The sequence below is a fragment of the Burkholderia crassaminum genome (assembly GCF_964265005.1).
GTDB lineage: Bacteria > Pseudomonadota > Gammaproteobacteria > Burkholderiales > Burkholderiaceae > Burkholderia.
Genome location: NZ_OZ183800.1, coordinates 161,765 through 182,521, shown reverse-complemented (window position 1 = coordinate 182,521; position 20,757 = coordinate 161,765). Strand labels below are relative to the sequence as shown.

The 20,757-nt window shown below is 68.7% G+C and carries 17 protein-coding genes; 9 read left to right on the top strand and 8 right to left on the bottom strand.

What is annotated here, in order from left to right; all coding sequences use genetic code 11:
- Positions 1-12: 12 nt before the first annotated feature.
- The gene (locus ACPTTF_RS17945; RefSeq protein ID WP_423367605.1) at positions 13-1,065 is read right to left on the bottom strand and encodes a CaiB/BaiF CoA transferase family protein; all 1,053 of its coding nucleotides are present in this window, start codon (positions 1,063-1,065) and stop codon (positions 13-15) included.
- Between the two features lie 86 nt (positions 1,066-1,151).
- Positions 1,152-1,919, bottom strand: coding sequence for an IclR family transcriptional regulator (locus tag ACPTTF_RS17940; protein WP_423367604.1), 768 nt, complete (start codon positions 1,917-1,919; stop codon positions 1,152-1,154).
- Positions 1,920-2,053: 134 nt separating this feature from the next.
- On the opposite strand from ACPTTF_RS17940, the gene ACPTTF_RS17935 reads away from it, so the two are divergent.
- The 7 genes from ACPTTF_RS17935 to ACPTTF_RS17905 all read left to right on the top strand — a co-directional run bounded on the left by ACPTTF_RS17935 (position 2,054) and on the right by ACPTTF_RS17905 (position 9,576).
- Positions 2,054-2,836 carry a crotonase/enoyl-CoA hydratase family protein gene (locus ACPTTF_RS17935; RefSeq protein WP_423367603.1) on the top strand — a complete coding sequence of 261 codons (783 nt, stop codon included), beginning with the start codon at positions 2,054-2,056 and terminating at the stop codon, positions 2,834-2,836.
- Positions 2,837-2,916: 80 nt separating this feature from the next.
- Complete coding sequence (locus ACPTTF_RS17930) at positions 2,917-4,137, top strand: CaiB/BaiF CoA transferase family protein (protein WP_423367602.1); 1,221 nt, start codon at positions 2,917-2,919, stop codon at positions 4,135-4,137.
- Positions 4,134-4,934: an enoyl-CoA hydratase/isomerase family protein gene (locus ACPTTF_RS17925; protein WP_423367601.1), complete on the top strand. Its 801-nt coding sequence runs from the start codon at positions 4,134-4,136 to the stop codon at positions 4,932-4,934. Before ACPTTF_RS17930 ends, ACPTTF_RS17925 begins: the two co-directional genes overlap by 4 nt.
- 86 nt (positions 4,935-5,020) lie before the next feature.
- Positions 5,021-6,073, top strand: coding sequence for a porin (locus ACPTTF_RS17920; protein WP_423367600.1), 1,053 nt, complete (start codon positions 5,021-5,023; stop codon positions 6,071-6,073).
- A 10-nt stretch (positions 6,074-6,083) separates the two neighbouring features.
- Positions 6,084-7,406, top strand: a complete 1,323-nt coding sequence (locus ACPTTF_RS17915; RefSeq protein ID WP_423367599.1) for an MFS transporter — start codon at positions 6,084-6,086, stop codon at positions 7,404-7,406.
- A gap of 38 nt (positions 7,407-7,444) precedes the next feature.
- A complete protein-coding gene (locus tag ACPTTF_RS17910; RefSeq protein WP_423367598.1) occupies positions 7,445-8,599 on the top strand; it encodes an acyl-CoA dehydrogenase family protein in 1,155 nt (384 codons plus the stop codon).
- A 38-nt stretch (positions 8,600-8,637) separates the two neighbouring features.
- Entirely contained in the window at positions 8,638-9,576 is a 939-nt protein-coding gene (locus ACPTTF_RS17905) for an alpha/beta hydrolase (protein WP_423367597.1), read from the top strand.
- A 58-nt stretch (positions 9,577-9,634) separates the two neighbouring features.
- On the opposite strand, the gene prpF is transcribed toward ACPTTF_RS17905, so the two are convergent.
- The 4 genes from prpF to prpB all read right to left on the bottom strand — a co-directional run bounded on the left by prpF (position 9,635) and on the right by prpB (position 15,713).
- Positions 9,635-10,828: a 2-methylaconitate cis-trans isomerase PrpF gene (gene prpF / locus ACPTTF_RS17900; protein ID WP_423367596.1), complete on the bottom strand. Its 1,194-nt coding sequence runs from the start codon at positions 10,826-10,828 to the stop codon at positions 9,635-9,637.
- Between the two features lie 24 nt (positions 10,829-10,852).
- Positions 10,853-13,450, bottom strand: a complete 2,598-nt coding sequence (acnD, locus tag ACPTTF_RS17895) for a Fe/S-dependent 2-methylisocitrate dehydratase AcnD (protein WP_423367595.1) — start codon at positions 13,448-13,450, stop codon at positions 10,853-10,855.
- 81 nt (positions 13,451-13,531) lie between these two features.
- Positions 13,532-14,704 carry a bifunctional 2-methylcitrate synthase/citrate synthase gene (gene prpC, locus ACPTTF_RS17890; protein ID WP_423367594.1) on the bottom strand — a complete coding sequence of 391 codons (1,173 nt, stop codon included), beginning with the start codon at positions 14,702-14,704 and terminating at the stop codon, positions 13,532-13,534.
- 115 nt (positions 14,705-14,819) lie between these two features.
- On the bottom strand, positions 14,820-15,713 hold the full coding sequence (prpB, locus tag ACPTTF_RS17885; RefSeq protein ID WP_166956116.1) for a methylisocitrate lyase: 894 nt from the start codon (positions 15,711-15,713) through the stop codon (positions 14,820-14,822).
- 170 nt (positions 15,714-15,883) lie between these two features.
- Here prpB and prpR point away from each other — a divergent pair, with 170 nt between their 5' ends.
- Positions 15,884-17,866: a propionate catabolism operon regulatory protein PrpR gene (gene prpR / locus ACPTTF_RS17880; RefSeq protein ID WP_423367593.1), complete on the top strand. Its 1,983-nt coding sequence runs from the start codon at positions 15,884-15,886 to the stop codon at positions 17,864-17,866.
- Positions 17,867-17,913: 47 nt separating this feature from the next.
- On the opposite strand, the gene ACPTTF_RS17875 is transcribed toward prpR, so the two are convergent.
- A complete protein-coding gene (locus tag ACPTTF_RS17875; protein ID WP_423367592.1) occupies positions 17,914-18,555 on the bottom strand; it encodes a CGNR zinc finger domain-containing protein in 642 nt (213 codons plus the stop codon).
- 251 nt (positions 18,556-18,806) lie between these two features.
- On the opposite strand from ACPTTF_RS17875, the gene ACPTTF_RS17870 reads away from it, so the two are divergent.
- Positions 18,807-19,190, top strand: a complete 384-nt coding sequence (locus ACPTTF_RS17870; RefSeq protein WP_166956113.1) for a VOC family protein — start codon at positions 18,807-18,809, stop codon at positions 19,188-19,190.
- 193 nt (positions 19,191-19,383) lie between these two features.
- Here ACPTTF_RS17870 and ACPTTF_RS17865 read toward each other — a convergent pair whose 3' ends face one another.
- Complete coding sequence (locus ACPTTF_RS17865) at positions 19,384-20,232, bottom strand: ureidoglycolate lyase (RefSeq protein ID WP_166956111.1); 849 nt, start codon at positions 20,230-20,232, stop codon at positions 19,384-19,386.
- Positions 20,233-20,757: the final 525 nt, after the last annotated feature.

Sequence of the window (20,757 nt, the reverse complement as noted above, 5' to 3'; positions counted from 1 at the left end):
TGAGTCGCGCCGCTAGACCGCCTCATCCCCCACCAGCGGCAAAAACCGCGGCGCCACCCGCGCCCGCACATTCCCGTTCTCGTCAGTTCGATAGATCCCGCGTGCCACGTTGTGCGGATGCGCGACCGCGTCGGCTACGCTCAGCAGCGGCGCGAAACACACGTCGGTGCCTTCGAGCAGCGCGCGCCAGTGCGCGGACGGCTGCTGCGCGAACACGTCGGCGAAACGCGCCTTCAGCGCCGGCCAGCGCGCGCGGTCGTACTGCGAGGCCGGATCGACGTCGGTCAGCCCGAGCCGTTCGACCAGCAACGCATAGAACGGCGGTTCGAGCGCGCCGATCGTCACGCATTCGCCATCCGCGCAGCGATACACGTCGTAGAACGGCGCATCGTGGAACAGGCTCGGCTGCGCGCCGTCGAGCTGCCCGTTCGCGCGTGCCCACAGCGCAAGCGAGCCGAGCATCGACACGATGTCGACGATCGCACCGTCGACCACGCGCCCCGGCCCGCCGCCGCGCACGTCGAACAGCGCGCAGACGATCCCGAACGCGAGCCCGAGCGCGCCGCCTGCATCGCCGACGACGGTCGGCGGCAGCCCCGGCCGGCCGTCGCGCGGCGCGGACAGTGACAGCAGCCCCGTCAGCGCGACGTAGTTCAGGTCGTGCCCGGCCGCGGCCGCGAGCGGGCCGTGCTGGCCCCAGCCGGTCATCCGACCGTACACGAGCTTCGGGTTGCGACGCGCGCAATCGTCAGGCCCGAGGCCGAGCCGTTCCATCACGCCGGGCCGCAAGCCCTCGATCAGCGCATCGGCCTGCGCGATCAGGTCGAGCGCGGCCTCGCGGCCGGCCGGCGACTTCAGGTCGAGTTCGACGATCGTCTTGCCTTCGCGCAGCAGGTCACCGTCGCGGGCCTTCAACGCGTCCGGCGCGCTGGTGCGGCCGGCCGGACGCGCGATCAGCGTGATGCGTGCGCCCATCCCGGCGAGCATCCAGCCCGCGAGCGGGCCGGGGCCGAGACCTTCGAATTCGACGATGTGGATGCCGGAAAGCGGCACGTTCAATGACATGGCGACCTCGCTGAAATACAGCCGGAACAGGAGCGGCGAAACCTCCCGATTCTATGCGAATGCCTGCGCGCACCGGCCTCGTCCGGCTAGCCGGCTGCCGCATCCGGGCGCTGCGCATCCAGCGCCTCCCGCATCGCCCGCACGATCGCGTCGCGACGCGCGTCGATCCGCTCGACGGGCCCGGCCACCCCCATCGCCAGCGGCAGGCCGTTCCAGCCGTCCGCGATCACCATCGAGATCATCGCGGCGCCCTGCGTGACCGTGTGCGCCGAATAGGAATAGCCGAGCCGGCGCGTCTGTTCGACCTTGTCGAGCACGACGTCCTCGTCGATCGTCCTGCCCGACTTCCCGATCCGGCGGATGCTGCGCGACACGAGCCGGCGGATCGTGCTGTCCGGCTGCAGGCTCAGCAGCGCCCAGCCGAGCCCCGACATGCACATCTCGCGACGCGTGCCGATCGGCGCATAAAACTGGATCGGAATCGTATGCGAGCCCTCGACCGCATCGATGTACTGCACGTACAGATCGCTCTGCACCGCGATCACGACCGCCTCGTGCGTGCGTAGCGCCAGCCGCTTCGCAACGGCATGCCAGTGCCGCCGGCTACCGGCGGCCGAATCGACCAGCGCTTCGCCGAGATTGACGAGCCGGGCGGTGGGCGCATACGCGTGGGTCGCGTCGTCGTACGCGAGATAGCCGAGCGCCTTCATGCTGGTCAGCAGCGCCGCCGCGCTCGACCCCGGATACCCACAGCGCGTGGCGATCTCGCGCACGCTCAGCGGCCGCTGCAATGCGCTGAAGAGTTCCAGCACCTCGAACACGCGCGCCGCGCTCTTGACCACGTTTCCGCTCATCCCGCCCTCTCCGCAGCTACCGGGACGGGCCTTCCACATACGTGGAACGGAATTTCCCGCCGCCAACCGTCGTGACGATACTAGGCTTCGGCCCGCGGCGTGAAGTCCCGCGGCACAGAACACACGGAGACACCATGGCAGCCTTTCTGATCCGTGAACGGCAGGGCCCGATCCTGACCGTCACGATGAACCGTCCCGAAACCCGCAACGCCATTTCGGACACCGATGCGATCGACGCGCTGACCGAATGCTGCGACGACGCGAACCGCGACGAATCGATCCGCGTGCTGGTCCTGACCGGCGCCGGCACGACGTTCTCGTCCGGCGGCAACGTGAAGGCGATGCGCGCGCTCATGGAATCGGACCCGCACGATCTTGCCGCGATCCGGACCCGCTACCGCCGCGGCATTCAGCGCCTTGCACAGGCGTTCCAGCAACTCGAAGTGCCGGCCATCGCGGCGGTCAACGGCCCGGCGATCGGCGCCGGCACCGATCTCGCGTGCATGTGCGACATCCGCATCGCGGCCGACCGCGCACGCTTCGCCGAGAGCTTCATCGCCCTCGGACTCGTGCCCGGCGACGGCGGCGCATGGTTCCTGCCGCAGATCGTCGGCGCCGCCGTCGCCGCGGAAATGTCGTTCACGGGCGATGCGCTGGACGCGCAAGCCGCGCTGCGCTGCGGGCTCGTGTCGCGCGTCGTGCCCGACGGCGACCTCCTGGCACACACACATGAACTGGCCGGCCGCATCGCCCGTCACTCGGGCACCGCGTTGCGCCTGACCAAGCGGCTGCTGCGCGAAGGCCGCCACGCGAGCCTCGACACGTTGCTCGACCTGTCGGCGTCGTACCAGGCGTTCGCGCACGCGACGCCCGAACATCGCGCGGCGGTAAACGCGCTGTTCGCCGCACGCGGCTGAACCCGCGACGCATCGCGGCCGTGCAGCCGGCGCGTACCGGCCTGCCGGCCCATCGAATCCACATCGAAGGAGACATCGTCATGACCAGCAGTAACGAAGGCGCGCTCGCAGGCGTGCGCGTGGTGGACCTGAGCCGCGTCTATGCGGGGCCGTTCTGCGCGCAGACGCTCGCGGACCACGGCGCGGACGTCATCAAGATCGAACCGCCGCAGGGCGACGAAACGCGCGACTGGGGGCCCGCGATGCCGAACGGCCTCTCCAGCTACTACTGGGGGCTCAACCGCAACAAGCGCAATCTCGCGCTCGACCTGTCGCATCCCGACGGACGCGACGTGCTGTTCCGCCTGCTCGAAACGGCCGACGTGCTGATCGATAACTTCAAGCAGGGCACGCTCGAACGCTGGGGCATCGGCTACGACGACTGCCTGCGCGAACGCTTCCCGCGCCTGGTTCATTGTTCGATCTCCGGATACGGCACCGACGGCCCGCTCGCGCGGTTTCCGGGCTACGACGCCGTCGCGCAAGGCCTCGCCGGCTTCATGTCGATCAACGGCGAGCCGGGCGGCATGCCGCTCAAGGTGCCGTTTCCGGTCGTCGATTTTGCGGCCGGCCTGAGCGCCGTGTCGAGCATCCTGCTCGCGCTGGTCGAACGGACGCGCTCCGGCCTCGGCCAGCACGTCGACATCGACCTGTTCAGCACGGCGCTGTCGATGCTGCATCCGGTCAGCACGAGCTGGATGGCGACCGGCGAGGTGCCCGTCGCGACCGGCAACGTGTACGGCGCCATCGCGCCGTACGGCGTCTATCCGTGCAAGGACAAGCCGGTCGCGACCGGCGCCGGCAACAACCGCACGTTCGCACGGCTCGTCGACGCGCTCGGCGTGCCCGAGCTGGCGCGCGATCCGCGATTCGCGACCAACGCGCAGCGCGTCGCGCATCGCGACGCGCTCGACACGCTGCTCGGCCAGCTGACCGCCGAGCTGCGCGCCGACGACGTCGTCGAACGGTTGCTGCAGGCCGGTGTCGCGACAGGACCGGTGAATACCGTCGCCGATGCATTCGGCCACCCGCAGGCCGCGCGCAACGCGATGTTCGTCGACACCGACACGTACACCGGCGCAGGCATCCCCGCCAAACTGTCGCGCACGCCCGGCTCGATACGCCGGCCGCCCCAACCGTTCGCCGCCGATACGGACGCCGTGCTCGGCGCTTTCGGCATCGACGCGGCGCGCCGGGACGCGTTGCGGCAGGCAGGCGTGCTCCACGACACGCGCGCCGACGCCACCGGGAGCACGTCATGACCGCATCCGGCTCGTTTTCCTCGCTGACGGGCGACGACGCGCCGTCGATCCTTCGCAACGACGACGACGGCATCGCGTGGCTGACGATCCATCGCCCGCACGTCGCCAACGCACTGTCCGCCGACGCGATCCGGCGCCTGTGCGACGAACTCGTCACGCTCGACGACGACCCGTCGATCCGCGTCATCGTGATCCGCGGCGCGGGCGAGCGCGCATTCAGCGCGGGCGTCGATCTCGGCGATCCCGAGATACGCGGGATGCAGCCGATGCGCGGGCTCGCCCGCAACGTGCACGAGCTGATCCTCGAACTGCGCAAGCCGACGATCGCGGCAGTCAACGGCCACGCCATCGGCGGCGGCTGTGAAATCGCGCTCGCCTGCGACCTGCGGATCGCCGCCGATCACGCGACCTTCGCGCTGCCCGAAGCGCGGGTCGGGATGGGCGCCAACTTCGCGAGCGTGCTGCTGCCGCGCATGCTGCCGCGCGCGATCGCGATGGAGCTGCTGTTCACGGGCCGCCGCTTCGACGCGGACGAGGCGCAGCGCGCCGGCTTGCTGAACCGCGTCGTCCCCGGCGCCGCGCTCGACGACACCGTGCGCGAACTCGCGCAGACGATCGCCGCGAACGCGCCGCTCACGATCCGCCGCATCAAGGAAACCGCGACGCGCAGCCAGGGGCTGCCGGTGGCCGCCGCGCTGCGGCTGGACGTCGGCCCCGACGTCTACGCGAGCGAGGACCGGATCGAGGGCGCCCGCGCGTTTCTCGAGAAGCGCAAGCCGGTGTTCAAGGGGCGCTGAACCCGGCACGGCAAGGCCGCACCACGCGCGCAACCGCTCCCAGAACGCGGCGCGCCACAAAAAAGACATGGAACGGAGACACCTTCATGCAACGAAAAGCACTCCTGATCGGCGCGTGCGTGCTGTGCGCCACATCGGCGCACGCGTCGTCAGTCACGCTGTACGGGATCGTCGACAGCTACGTCGAATTCGATCGCATCGGCAGCCTGTCGAGCGTGCGGCAAAGCGGCGGCGGCTCGTCGACGAGCCGGTTCGGACTGACGGGCGTCGAGGATCTCGGCGGCGGCACATCGACGAAGTTCGTGCTGGAAAGCGGCTTCTCGCCGGCCGACGGATCGTTCCAGGGCGGCACGCTGTTCTACCGGCAAGCCTACGTGTCGCTGCAGAACACACGCTACGGCGACCTCCGGCTCGGCCGGCAATACACGCCCGTGTTCTACATCGTCTATGACGGCGATCCGTTCGGGCTCAACGAACGGCTGTCCCCGCTCGCGCTGCTCGCGACGTCGACGGACACGATCACGAGCAACACGACGCCACCGATTCCGCGCTTCAACCAGGCCGCGTCGTATCTGAGCCCCGACTGGAACGGCCTGCGCGTGATGGCCACGTACGGCTTTCCGACACCGAATGCGCTATCCACGCAAGCCGGGCGCAACTACGGCGCCGGGCTTCAGTACCGGATCGGCGGGCTCTACCTCGGCGCCGGCTTCCAGGGCGACACGTCGGCCGGCAACCTGGCGCCTGTCGTCTCGCCGTCGACGACGCGCCACTACGTGTTCGCGGCCAACTACGCATTCGCACGCGTCAAGCTGTACGCCGCGTTTCTGTACGGCGTCGGCACGGCGCCGCACCTGCCCGCGTTCTCGACGGCGAGCGCCGGCGCGTCGATCAACGTCGGCGCGCTCGATCGCGTGCTCGTCTCGGTCGTGCGCCGCGACGTGAAAGGCTCGGCGAACGACGCGACCGCGCTCGGCGTCGGCTACGACCATCCGCTGTCGAAGCGCACGTCGCTCTACGCGCGCTACCTGTACATGAAGAACGGCGGCGACGCCCGCAACACGATCGTCGTCGGCCTGCAGCCGCAACCGGGCGGCACCGAGCAGGTGTTCGCGCTCGGCATCGTTCACCGCTTCTGACGGAGTGCCCATGACCCCGACCCTTTCCTCTCACCCGGCCGCCGTCGACGATCGCGCGACGCAGGCGCTCTACCGCCGGATCTCGCGCCGGCTGCTGCCGTTCCTGATCCTCTGCTACACGCTGTCGTTCATCGACCGGATCAACATCGGTTTCGCACACGCGCAGATGGCCGCCGAACTGCACTTCTCCGATGCCGTCTACGGGCTCGGCGCGGGCATCTTCTTCATCGGCTACATGGCGTTCGAGATTCCGAGCAATGCGCTGCTGGCGCGAATCGGCGCACGCAAGACGATTGCCCGGATCATGGTGCTGTGGGGGCTCGGCTCGGCCGCGACGATGTTCGTCACGACGCCCGCGCAGTTCTACGCGTGCCGCTTCCTGCTCGGCGTGTTCGAGGCCGGCTTCTTCCCCGGCATCCTGTTCTATCTCGGCGCGTGGTATCCGCCACGGCAGCGCGCGAAGGCGTTCGCGCTGTTCATGACCGCGCTGTACCTCGCGGGACTGATCGCCGGCCCCGTGTCGGGCGCCATCCTCTCTTACTTCGACGGCGCCGCCGGCCTGAGCGGCTGGCAATGGTTGTTCGTCGTCGAAGGGCTGCCGAGCAGCGTGCTCGGCCTCGTCGCGCTGCGCTTTCTCGACGACCGGCCGGACGACGCGCGCTGGCTGTCGGACGCCGACAAGGCCGCACTGCGCGCCGCGCACATCCACGCCGAAGCCGGCGCGCCGGACGCGAACACGGCACGGCCGCTGCTTGCGCACCGCGACTTCTGGCTGTTGTGCGCGGCCAATTTCGCGATCGCGGCAGCCGGCTACGCGCTCGTGTTCTGGATGCCCGTGATCTTGCATCGCGGCGGTCTGCACGGCGCGATGCAGATCGGGCTGCTATCCGCGCTGCCCTACCTGTGCGGCATCGTCGGCATGCTCGCGATGGGCTGGCGCACCGAGCGCCGGCGCGAATGGCGCGGGCACGGCGCAGTCGCGATGCTCGCGTGCGCGGTCACGCTCGCCGGGCTGGCGAGCACCACCGGCACATCGCACCTGATGATCGCGCTCTGCGTCGCGGTCGCCACGCACGCCGCGGCGTTGCCTGCGTTCTGGGTGCTGCCGGGGCTCGCGCTGCCGAAGCGCTCGATGGCGGTCGCGATCGCGGCGATCACGATGTCCGGTGCGATCGGCGGGTTCGCGAGCCCGTTCCTGATGGGCGTGCTCAACACGGCCACCGGGTCGATGCGCGGCGGCCTCTATTTCAACGCCGTGCTGCTTGCGGCCGGCGCCATCGCCTTGCTCGGCACGCTGCGCACCCGCGCGGTGTCGCGCACGAACGCCGGCTGACGGCATCGACCTCCCTTTTCTCACACACATCGACTCCCATGAATTTCGACCTTGAACTCGAACACCGGATGATCCGCGACCTCGTCGCACGTTTCGTGCAGGACGAGCTGATTCCGCTCGAAGCGGCGGTCATGGCCCGCGAGGCCGACGGCCAGCGCTTCGGGCTGCTCGACGAAGAACGCGCACACCTCGACGAGCGTTCCCGGCAGCTCGGCCTGTGGGGCCTCGACGCGCCGCTCGACGCCGGCGGCTCGGACCTGCCGGCCGTCGCGATGGTCGGCGTCAACGAAGCGATCGGTACAACCGTGACGCCGTACATCCTGCCGCCCGATTCACCGAACCTGCGGATGCTGTGCGAAGTGGCCGACGACGCACAGCGCGCGCGCTATCTCGAACCGTACGCACGCGGGCTCACGCGTGCCGCGATGGCGATCTCCGAGCCGGGCGCCGGCTCGGACCCGGGCGCGTTGTCGACGACGGCCGTGCGCGACGGTGACAGCTGGGTGCTGAACGGACGGAAGATCTGGATCAGCCACGCGCCCGAAGCCGACTGGACGATCGTGATGGCGCTCACCGATCGAAGCAAGGGCAAACGCGGCGGCATGTCGGCGTTCATCGTCGACCGCGATACGCCGGGCTTCGTCATCGAACGGCGGATTCCGATGATCGGCGGGCTGTCGACCTACGAAATCGTGCTGGACGACTGCCGCATTCCCGCCGCGCAACGGCTGGGCCAGGAAGGTGCCGGCTTCGCGCCGATGCAGGCACGGCTCGCGAACCGGCGGCTGGAGATGGCCGCATGGTGCATCGGCCGCGCCGAGCGCGCGGTCGCGATGCTGTGCGACCATGCGAAACAGCGCAAGACCTTCGGCGTGCCGCTCGCGGAACGCCAGGCGGTCCAGTGGTGGGTCGCCGACGCGCTCACGCAGATCCACGCATGCCGCCTCATGACCTACGAAGCGGCCGCGCGCGTGGATGCCGGGCAGGATGCACGCACGCAGATCTCGATGGTCAAGGTGTTCGCCACCGAAATGGCATCGAGCGTCATCGATCATGCGATGCAGACGCTCGGCGCGATGGGCATGACGAAGGAAATGCCGTTGCAGCAGATGGCCAGCGAAGCGCGGCTGATGCGCATCTTCGAAGGCCCGACCGAGGTCCATCGTTGGGTCATCGCGCGCAGCGTGCTCTGACCGCGGTGCACCGCCCACCTTCACGATGGAGCTACGCGTTGGACACCCTGCATCTCGTCGATCCTGAAATCCGCCCGCTGCTCGAAACCTGGCCGACCGTCACGCTCGGCCTCGACAACCTCGCACAGTCGCGCGAACGCGTGCTGCCGCTGCCGCCGCCCGACCTTGCCGGCAGCACGCTCGAGCGCCGCGCGGTGCCCGGCCCTGCCGGCGCGCCGGACGTCCCGGTCCTCGTCTACCTGCCCGACCATCACGCGCACCCGCTCCCGGCAATCGTTCACATGCACGGCGGCGGCTTCGTGCGCGGCAAGGCGAACGATCTCGAGGCGGTGCACCGGTCTCTCGTGACGCAGCTCGGCTGCGCGTTGATCTCGATCGACTACCGGCTCGCGCCGGAAACCGTGTTTCCCGGCGCGATCGAGGATTGCTACGCGGCGCTCGCATGGGTCTTCCGCCATGCCGATACGCTCGGCATCGACGCGGCCCGCATCGGCGTGGCAGGCGAGAGCGCGGGCGGCGGGCTCGCCGCCGCGCTGGCGCTGCTGGCCCGCGACCGCGGCGAATACCGGCTCGCGTTCCAGCATCTGGTCTATCCGATGCTCGACGACCGCACCTGCACGCGTACGCCGCATCCACATGCCGGCGAATTCGTCTGGCACGCGGCCAACAACCGGTTCGGCTGGACCTCGCTGCTCGGTCACGCGCCGGGCATCGACGGCGTGTCGCCATACGCCGCGGCCGCACGCGCCACGCGGCTCGACGGCCTGCCGCCCGCGTTCCTGTCGGTCGGCTCGCTCGACCTGTTCCTCGATGAAAATCTGGACTTTGCGCAGCGCCTGCTGCGCGCGGGCGTGCCGACCGAACTGCACGTGCTGCCCGGCGGCGTGCACGGTTTCGACATCGTTCCCGGCGCACGTGTGTCCGAAACGGCGCGCCGACTGAGCCACGACGCGCTGCGCCGTTTCCTGCACGGCTGACTGAAACGACGCGGGCGGCCGAAGCCGCCCGCATCTCCATCGATACCGCCCGCAGCGATCAGAACGCGTCGCCCGGCACCCGCACCCAGCCTTCCATCAGCACGCGCGCGCTGCGGCTCATGATCGCCTTCGTGACGGTCCACTCGCCGTTCTCCTGCTGCTGCGCTTCCGCGCCGACGCGCAGCGTGCCCGACGGATGGCCGAAGCGCACCGCGTTGCGTTCGCCGCCGCCCGCCGCCAGATTGACGAGCGTGCCGGGGATCGCCGCGGCCGTGCCGATCGCGACCGCCGCCGTGCCCATCATCGCGTGATGCAGCTTGCCCATCGACATCGCACGCACCAGCAGGTCGACGTCGCCCGCGTTCACGCGCTTGCCGCTCGACGCAACATAATCGGCCGGCTTCGCGACGAACGCGATCTTCGGCGTGTGCTGCCGCGTCGCGATTTCATCGAGCGTATCGATCAGGCCCATGCGCAGCGCGCCGTGCGCGCGGATCGTCTCGAACTTCTCGAGCGCCTTCGCATCGCCGTTGATCGCGTCCTGCAGCTCGGTGCCCGTATAGCCGATCGCTTCCGCCTCGACAAAGATCGTCGGGATGCCCGCGTTGATCATCGTCGCCTTCAGCGTGCCGACGCCCGGCACCGCGAGATCGTCGACGAGGTTGCCGGTCGGGAACATCGAGCCGCCCGCGCCTTCTTCCTCGGCGGCCGGGTCCATGAATTCGAGCTGCACTTCGGCAGCCGGGAACGTGACGCCGTCCAGCTCGAAGTCGCCCGTCTCCTGCACCGCGCCATTCGTGACCGGCACATGCGCGACGATCGTCTTGCCGATGTTCGCCTGCCAGATCCGCACGGTCGCGACGCCGTCGCGCGGCACGCGCGCCGGATCGACGAGCCCGCCGCTGATCGCGAACGGGCCAACGGCCGCCGACAGGTTGCCGCAGTTGCCGGTCCAGTCGACGAACGCCTTGTCGATCGCGACCTGGCCGAACAGGTAGTCGACGTCGTGGCCGGGCCGCGTGCTCTTCGACACAATCACCGTCTTGCTGGTGGACGACGTCGCGCCGCCCATCCCGTCGATCTGCTTGCCGTACGGATCGGGGCTGCCGATCACGCGCAGCAGCAGCGCGTCACGCGCGGCGCCCGGCGCCTGCGCGGCGTCCGGCAGGTCCTGCAGCCGGAAGAACACGCCCTTGCTGGTGCCGCCGCGGATATAGGTCGCGGGAATCCTGATTTGAGGAATATGAGCCATGTCTGTGTTCCCGTTGTGCGCCCGTCAGGCCGCCTGCGACGATTCGAGGAAGTCCTGCGCGAAACGCTGCAGCACGCCGCCCGCTTCGTAGATCGACACTTCCTCGGCCGTATCGAGCCGGCACGTCATCGGCACCTCGACGCGCTCGCCGTTCTTGCGGTGAATCACGAGCGTCAGGTCGGCGCGCGGCGTGCGCTCGCCGATCACGTCGAAGGTCTCGGTGCCGTCGATGCCGAGCGTCGTCCGGTTCGTGCCCGGCTTGAACTCGAGCGGCAGCACGCCCATCCCGATCAGGTTCGTGCGGTGGATCCGCTCGAAGCCTTCGGCGGCGATCGCCTCGACGCCCGCGAGCCGCACGCCCTTCGCGGCCCAGTCGCGCGACGAGCCCTGGCCGTAGTCGGCGCCGGCCACGACGATCAGCGGCTGCTTGCGATTCATGTACGTCTCGATCGCTTCCCACATCCGCATGACCTTGCCTTCCGGCTCGACGCGAGCGAGCGAGCCCTTCTTCACCGCGCCGTCGACGACCGCCATCTCGTTGATCAGCGTCGGGTTCGCGAAGGTCGCGCGCTGCGCGGTCAGGTGGTCTCCCCGGTGCGTCGCGTACGAGTTGAAGTCCTCTTCCGGCAGGCCCATCTTCGCGAGATATTCGCCGGCTGCGCTGTCGAGCAGGATCGCGTTCGAGGGCGACAGGTGGTCGGTCGTGATGTTGTCGCCGAGCACCGCGAGCGGGCGCATGCCCTGCAGCGTGCGCTCGCCGGCCAGCGCGCCTTCCCAGTACGGCGGACGGCGGATGTACGTGCTCTGCGCGCGCCAGTCGTACAGCGGCGCCGCGCGCTCGCCCGCATCGGCGCTACGCGCGAACATCGGCTCGTAGACCTTGCGGAACTGCTCGGGCTTCACGCTCGACGCGACGATCGCATCGATCTCCTCGTCGGTCGGCCAGATGTCCTTCAGCGTGACGGGCTTGCCGTCCTGATCGTGGCCGAGCACGTCCTTCTCGATGTCGAAGCGGATCGTGCCGGCGATCGCATACGCGACGACGAGCGGCGGCGACGCGAGGAACGCTTGCTTCGCATACGGGTGGATACGGCCGTCGAAGTTGCGGTTGCCGGACAGCACGGCCGTCGCGTACAGGTCGCGATCGACGATTTCCTGCTGGATCTTCGGGTCGAGCGCGCCCGACATCCCGTTGCAAGTCGTGCACGCGAACGCAACGATGCCGAAACCGAGCTTCTCGAGTTCGGGCAGCAGGTTCGCTTCTTCCAGGTACAGCTCGACCGCCTTCGAGCCCGGCGCGAGCGAGCTCTTCACCCACGGCTTGCGCACGAGGCCCTTCGCGTTCGCGTTGCGTGCGAGCAAGGCCGCGGCGATCACGTTGCGCGGGTTGCTGGTGTTCGTGCAGCTCGTGATCGCGGCGATGATCACCGCGCCGTCGGGCATCTCGCCCGCCTTCTCTTCCCACTGGCCGGCGATCCCGCGCGCGGCGAGGTCGGACGTCGGCAGCCGCTTGTGCGGGTTCGACGGGCCGGCCATGTTGCGCACGACGCTCGACAGGTCGAACGTGAGCGTGCGCTCGTATTGCGCGTTGTTCAGCGTATCGGCCCACAGGCCCGCCGCCTTCGCGTAGGTCTCGACCAGCTTCACCTGCTCGTCGCTGCGGCCGGTGAGGCGCAGGTAATCGGTCGTCTGGCCGTCGATGAAGAACATCGCAGCCGTCGCGCCGTATTCGGGCGCCATGTTCGAGATCGTCGCGCGATCGCCGAGCGTGAGGCTCGCCGCGCCAACGCCACGGAATTCCAGGTACGCGCCGACCACCTTTTCCTTGCGCAGAAACTCGGTCAGCGCGAGCACGACGTCGGTCGCAGTGATGCCGGGCTGGCGCTTGCCGGTCAGCTCGACGCCGACGATGTCAGGCAGGCGCATCCACGACGCGCGGCCGAGCATCACGTTCTCCGCTTCGAGGCCGCCGACGCCGATCGCGATCACGCCGAGCGCGTCGACGTGCGGCGTGTGGCTGTCGGTGCCGACGCAGGTGTCCGGGTATGCAACGCCGTCGCCGCTGACCTGGATCACCGGCGACATTTTCTCGAGGTTGATCTGGTGCATGATGCCGTTGCCCGGCGGGATCACGTCGACGTTCTCGAACGCCTTCTTCGTCCACTCGATGAAGTGGAAGCGATCCTCGTTGCGGCGATCCTCGATCGCGCGGTTCTTCGCGAACGCGTCCGGATCGAAGCCGCCGCATTCGACCGCGAGCGAGTGGTCGACGATCAGCTGCACGGGCACGACCGGGTTCACCTTCGCCGGGTCGCCGCCGCCGTCGGCGATCGCGTCACGCAGGCCCGCGAGGTCGACGAGCGCCGTCTGCCCGAGGATGTCGTGGCACACCACGCGCGCCGGGAACCACGGGAAGTCGCGTTCGCGCTTGCGCTCGATGATCTGCTTCAGCGAATCGGCGAGTGTCGCCGGATCGCAGCGGCGCACGAGGTTTTCGGCGAGCACGCGCGACGTGTACGGCAGCGTGTCGTAGGCGCCGGGCGCGATCGCGTCGACCGCGGCACGCGCGTCGAAATAGTCCAGCGACGTGCCGGGCAGGGGTTTGCGGTTGGCGGTATTCATGATGTGGGGCGGGAATCTGGGTATGACGTTCCGCGCGCGCCGGCGGCCCTTATCACGGGCGCCGGTGCGCGCGGCGGGCGATCAGCGCTTCTCGATCGGCACGAACTGCAGGTCTTCCGGACCGGTGTAGTTCGCGCTCGGGCGGATGATCTTGTTGTCGACGCGTTGCTCGATGATGTGCGCGCTCCAGCCCGACGTACGCGAGATCACGAACAGCGGCGTGAACATCGCGGTCGGCACGCCCATCATGTGATACGACACCGCGCTGAACCAGTCGAGGTTCGGGAACATCTTCTTCGCGTCCCACATCACCGATTCGAGGCGCTCGGCGATGTTGTACAGCTTCACGTCGCCCGCTTCCTTCGACAGCTTGTGCGCGACGCCCTTGATCACCTTGTTGCGCGGATCGGAGATCGTGTAGACCGGGTGGCCGAAGCCGATCACGACTTCCTTGTTCTCGACGCGGCGGCGGATGTCGGCTTCGGCGTCGTCCGGCGAGCTGTAGCGGCTCTGGATCTCATACGCGACTTCGTTCGCGCCGCCATGCTTCGGCCCGCGCAGCGCACCGATCGCGCCGGTGATCGCCGAGTAGATGTCCGAGCCCGTGCCCGCGATCACGCGGCCCGTGAACGTCGATGCGTTGAATTCGTGTTCCGCGTACAGGATCAGCGACGTATGCATCGCCTCGACCCACGACTTCGACGGCGTCTTGCCGTGCAGCAGGTGCAGGAAGTGGCCGCCGATCGAGTCGTCGTCGGTTTCCGTCTCGATGCGCTTGCCGTTGTGCGAGAAGTGATACCAGTACAGCAGCATCGAGCCGAGCGACGCCATCAGGCGGTCGGCGATGTCGCGCGCGCCCGGCAGGTTGTGGTCGTCCTTCTCCGGCAGCACGGTGCCGAGCACCGACACGCCCGTGCGCATCACGTCCATCGGGTGCGCGGACGCCGGGATCTGCTCGAGCGCCACCTTCAGCGCGCTCGGCAGGCCGCGCAGCGCGCGCAGCTTGGTCTTGTAGGCGGCCAGTTCGGTCAGGTTCGGCAGCGTGCCGTGCACGAGCAGATGCGCGATTTCCTCGAATTCGCACGATTCGGCGACGTCGAGAATGTCGTAGCCGCGGTAGTGCAGGTCGTTGCCGGTCTTGCCGACCGTGCACAGCGCCGTGTTGCCGGCCGCCACGCCCGACAGCGCCACCGACTTCTTCGGCTTGAATGCGCCTGCGGCGGCCGGTGCTGCTGCGTCTTTCGTCTCGCTCATGTTTCTGCTCTCCAATGTGTATCGGGGGTGTCATGTCCGCCGGGCGCGGCACGGGTGCGCGCGGCCCGGTTTCATGCAAAGCGTTCCGGGAACCGTGCCCGGCGCGCGGGCCGCGTTACTTCTTGCCCTGCGCGAACAGCTCGTCGAGCTTGCGCTCGTATTCGTGATAGCCGAGGAAGTCGTACAGCTCGGCGCGCGTCTGCATCGTCGGCACGGCCGCCTTCTGCGTGCCGTCGCGGCGCAGCGTCTCGTAGAAGTTCAGCGCGGCCTTGTTCATCGCGCGATACGCGCCGCAGCAGTACAGCGCGATGTCGACGTTCGCCTCGCGCAGCTCGTCGAGCGTGAACAGCGGCGTCGAGCCGAACTCGGTCAGGTTCGCGAGGATCGGCACCTTCACGGCCGCCTTGAAGCGGCGGTAGTCGTCGAGCGACTTCATCGCTTCCGGGAAGATCATGTCCGCGCCGGCTTCGACATAAGCGATCGCACGCTCGATCGCGGCGTCGATCCCTTCGGCGGCGGCGGCATCGGTACGCGCCATGATCACGAACTGGTCGTCGGTACGCGCATCGACCGCGGCCTTCACGCGATCGACCATTTCGTCGGTCGGCACGACTTCCTTGCCCGGACGGTGGCCGCAGCGCTTCTGGCCGACCTGGTCTTCGAGGTGCACGGCCGCGACGCCGGCCTTGATGAACGAGCGCACCGTGCGCGCGATGTTGAACGCGCCGCCCCAGCCCGTATCGATGTCGACCAGCAGCGGCAGGTCGGTCGCGTTGGTGATCCGGTTCGCGTCGATCAGCACGTCTTCCATCGTGCTGATGCCGAGGTCGGGGATCCCGAGCGAGTTCGCGGCGACGCCGCCACCCGACAGGTATACGGCCTTGAAGCCGACAGCCTGCGCCATCTTGGCCGCGTACGCGGTGATCGCGCCGACCACCTGCAGCGGCTGCTCGGCCGCGACTGCCGCGCGGAACTTCGCGCCGGCGCTCTGAAGATGCGTATTGCTCATGAACGGCCTCCTGATGGAATGCCCGATAACAGCAAGGACCGGGCCAGCTCGCGGAACGTCGCTAACCCACTGATTCTTAAGCAACCGGCACGGGCGATGCCATGCCCGGCGATTTCAATTCGGCAATCTCATGTTTCAAAAATGAAATCGCGCGCGCATAATCGACCGCCATGGACCTCTCCTCGACCAAGCCCGTCGGCCCGGCCGATCGCGCGGCGCGCCCGCGCATCTGGGCGATGGGCATCAGCCGCCTGCGCGATCTCTTTCGCGAGATCGCCGGCGAATTCGACGAACGCGCCGACGTGCGCATCGTGACGCGCGCCTATGAGGATGCGCTCAGCGCGATCGCCGAGGCCGGCACCGCGCGGCCCGACGTGATCGTCGCGGCCGGCTCGAACGGCGGCTTCCTGAAGACGCGTGCGCAGGTGCCGGTGGTGGTGGTATCGCCGACCGGTTTCGACGTGATGCAGGCGCTCGCGCGCGCCCGGCGCGACGCGTCGCGGATCGCGCTCGTCAGCGCCGGGGAAACGCCGCCGGAAGTGCGCCGCTTCGTCGCCGCATACGGCCTCGACGTGCAGTTTGCGTCATATCAGTCCGCGCAGGAAGCGGAAGCCTGCGTGCACGAGCTGCGCGACCGCGGCATCGAAACGATCGTCGGCCCCGGCCTCGTCACCGATCTCGCGGCCAGCGCCGGCATGGGCGCGGTGTTCCTGTATTCGCATGCGTCGGTGCGCAAGGCCGTCGATACGGCGCTCGAAGTCGCGTATGCGACGCATGCCGAGGCGTTCCGCCGTCAGCGGCTCGACAACCTGCTCCAGCACCTGCGCGACGGCGTGGTCGCGCTCGACGCGCGCGGCCGCGTGGAGGCGATCAACGAGCGGCTCGCGTCGGCGCTCGGGGTCGAACCCGCGGCGGCCGTCGGCCGCGCGCTCGTCGACCTGCGGCCCGAGCTGCGCACGCTGCGCGGCGAGGATGGCGACGCACTCGCGACCGTGCGCGGCGTGCGTTACGTCGTGCATCGCGGGCCGCTCGTCGATCGCGGCGTCACGTCGGGCAGCGTGCTGACGTTCCAGGAATCGCGCGCGGTCGAACGGCTCGACCGCGCACTGCGTTCGCAGCCCACCACACAGCAGTTTGCGGCGCGCTACGCGCTCGACGACGTGGTCGGCGCATCGGCGCCGATGGCGCGCGTGCGCGATCTCGTGCGCCGCTACGCGAAATCCGACGCGACCGTGCTCGTGCTCGGCGAAAGCGGCACCGGCAAGGAAATGATCGCGCAGAGCCTGCACGCGCTGTCCGCGCGGCGCAGCTACCCGTTCGTCGCGGTCAACTGCGGCGCGTTTCCGGAAGCGCTGCTCGAAAGCGAACTGTTCGGTTATGAGGAAGGCGCGTTCACCGGCGCGCGGCGCGGCGGCAAGACCGGCCTGTTCGAGGCCGCGCACCGCGGCACGCTGTTTCTCGACGAGATCGGCGAGATGCCGCCGTCGCTGCAGAGCCGGCTGCTGCGCGTACTGCAGGAGCGCGAGGTGATCCGCCTCGGCTCGACCGAGCCGATCCGCATCGACGTGCGCGTGATCGCCGCGACGCACCGTCCGCTGCTCGCGGCCGTCGAGGCCGGCACGTTCCGCGCGGATCTCTATTACCGGCTCAACATCCTGAACGTCGGCCTGCCGCCGCTGCGCGAGCGCGCAGCCGACATCCCGGCACTCGCAGCCACGCTGCTCGTGCAGGCTGCGCGCCGCGAATCGCGCCTCGCCGACCGCCTGCGCGATGCCGGCGATGCCGCGCGCGTGCTCGGCGCGACGCAGGCCGCGCTCGCGCGCTACCGGTGGCCCGGCAACGTGCGCGAACTGCAGAACGTGATCGAGCGGATCGCGGTGGAACTCGCCGAAGAAGCCGATGAAAACGATCCCACGGCCGCGTGCGGCGCGCTCGATCCCGACGCGCTGCAGGCGATCGCGCCCGAACTGTTCGCCGCGCCGCCCGACACGGCCGACACCGACGACGCGCAGACACTGCACGCACGCCGCCGTCGTGCGGAAGCCGACGAGATCCGCGCGGTACTCGACGCGTGCGGCGGCGACCGCGACCGCGCGTGCGCGATGCTCGGCATCAGCAAGACGACGCTGTGGCGGAAGTTGTCGGCGAAATAGGCAGGGTGGCTTCGACGCGCCGGCGCGCGCCTGGCTGAAGCGGCCCGTCACTCGGCCTTGTGATAGTGGCGGTACGCCTTCGCGCGATTACCGCACGACGACATCGAGCACCAGCGGCGGCTACCGTTCTTGCTGTCGTCGATGAACAGCCACTGGCAGGCGTCGTTCGCGCAACGCTTGACCTTCGCGAGCCGCGCACCGCCGAGCAGGTCGATCGCCGACCACAGGACCGGGCTCAGCAGCCCGGCCAACGTCGCGCGCCCCTCCCCGATCCGCCACGCATATCCGCCGTCGATGCGCGCCAGCGCGACGCGCGGCGCCGCTTCCGCGAGAAAGCCGCCGAGCAGCGCCAGATCGTCGGCCTGCGGCTCACGCTGCTCGGCCTGCGCATGAAAGAGCCGATACAGCGCCTCGCGCAGCGCGAGCGCACGCGCGAGCGTCGCCGGCTCGTCACCCTTCTCCCGAACGCGACACGCGTCGGCCAGGCCGGCCGGTACGCCCGCCTGCTCGCGGCACCACATGAACAGGTCGTCCAGCGTCCCGAAGGTCTCCGTCGGCGCGTCGGCACCGCGCCAGTACAGCGTGTTCGCGAAATCGATGCTCAGCGTTTCCGGCGGCGCCGGAATCAGGCAGTCCGTCGTGACGGAAGGTTGCGTTTTGGTCATGACGCGATCGTATCTAACCATCATGCCGGTTGACAAGCATCCGGACGCTTTCTAACATAACCAGCATGGTGGTTAAAAACAGATTCGCTGCACTGCGCCCTTTCAGCTCAAGGAGACACAGATGATCGATCGCCTTTCCTTCGGAGTTATCCACAACGACCGCAGCCGCGCGTTCCACGACAGCACGCTCGGCGCGCTTCGCTACAAGCGGCTGGCATGGTGCTTGTAGGCAGGTTGCCGTACTGACGTCCCCCTTCAGTTCAAGGAGCCCACAGATGATCGATCACCTTTCCTTCGGCGTCGCCCACATCGGCCGCAGCCGCACGTTCTACGACAGCACGCTCGGCGCGCTCGGCTACAAGCGTCTATATAGCGACGACGGCTCGATCGGCTACGGCGAGACCGAACCGGTACTGTGGCTGCAACACGCGGCTCGCCCCATCGCCGCCGACCTCGACTCGGGGCTGCACCTGTCGTTCAAGGCCGCGTCGCCCGTCGAGGTCGACGCGTTCTACCGCGCCGCGCTCGAGCACGGCGGCCAGGACAACGGCGGGCCCGGCAAGCGCGAGCACTACGGCCCCGGCTATTACGCCGCGTTCGTCGTCGATCCCGACGGATACCGGCTCGAAGCCCATTGCGAGCTCGACAACGTCGTCTGATCCGGTTCGTACGGACGCGAGTGAACGACAAGGGCCCGATTCCGCATCGCGCGGAATCGGGCCCTTGTCCTTGTCTTTGCTGCATCGATGCCTGGTTCGCGACGGCCGCCGCAGGCAAGCACGCCAGTGACCGGACGGCGCGGCCGGGTTGCGGTTGATTGCACCCGCGATCCGGCCCGCGCCGGGCACATGCTTATTGCGCGTTGCGCGTGCTTTGCAACTGCTCGCCGAGCCCTTCGACCCCGAGGCGCACCGTCTGGCCGGCCTTCAGGAACACCGGCGACGGCTTGATGCCCATCCCGACGCCCGGCGGCGTGCCGGTCGTGATCACGTCGCCCGGCTGCAGCGTCATGCAGCTCGACAGATAGGCGATCAGCTGCGCGACGGTGAATACCATCGTGCGCGTGTTGCCGTTCTGATAACGGTGGCCATCGATTTCGAGCCACAGGTCGAGACGCTGCGGATCGGGCACCTCGTCACGCGTGACGAGCCACGGACCGATCGGGCCGAACGTGTCGAAGCCCTTGCCCTTGTCCCACTGGCCGCCGCGCTCGATCTGCCATTCGCGCTCGGACACGTCGTTGACGACGCAGTAGCCCGCGACGTAATCGAGCGCGCGCGCTTCGTCGACGTCCTTGCAGGTCGCGCCGATCACGACACCCAGCTCGACTTCCCAGTCCGTCTTGACCGAACCCTTCGGGATGTCGATGCCGTCGTTCGGGCCGCAGATCGAACTCGTCCACTTGCCGAACACGACCGGCTCCTTCGGTACCGGCATGCCGGCTTCGGCCGCGTGATCGGCGTAGTTCAGGCCGATGCCGATGAACTTGCCGACCTGCCCGACGCACGCGCCGATACGCGGCTCGCCTGACACGAGCGGCAGCGTGGCCGGATCGATCGCGCGCAGCCGCGCGAGACCCGCGTCGGACAGCACGTCGCCGGACAGATCCGGCACATGCGCGGACAGGTCGCGAATCCGGCCGTCCGCGTCGAGAATGCCGGGCTTTTCCTGGCCGGACGGGCCATAGCGAAGCAGTTTCATCGTGCTCAACCTCTGTAGTCGAATGGGACAGGATACCGGCCGACGCGGCCCTTCACAGCCGCGCGCCGGACTGATTGTCGATCGTCGATTGCACGCGCCGGCGCCGCATCCGGCATGCCGTTCGACGTGCAAGGGTCGCGCGGGCGCAGCGATCGTGACACCGCACGGAAGTACGGTGCGCATCGAACGGGCGGCCGCCGGTCTGCGCATCGGCGACGACGGCCCGGCACCCGCGACATGGTCCGGCCCGTACCGGCCGGCTTCACGCGCGGCCGCACCGTCGCTGGCCCGCCAGTCTTTGTACCATCGGCCGCGCGCCATGAAATGACGCGCGACGGATACCGACTATTGGTGCGCCCGCGGACGCTGCGATGCAGCATCGCGGGCACCGCCGCCCCCGATTTCCTTTCGACAACCTTGAATCGGTGCCACCTGTCATGAATACCGGGTATTCGGAGCTTCCCTGTCATCCTGAAAGCGAATCGATCCGTTCTTGTCCGGTAACGATCGGTAAAAAGACGCTGC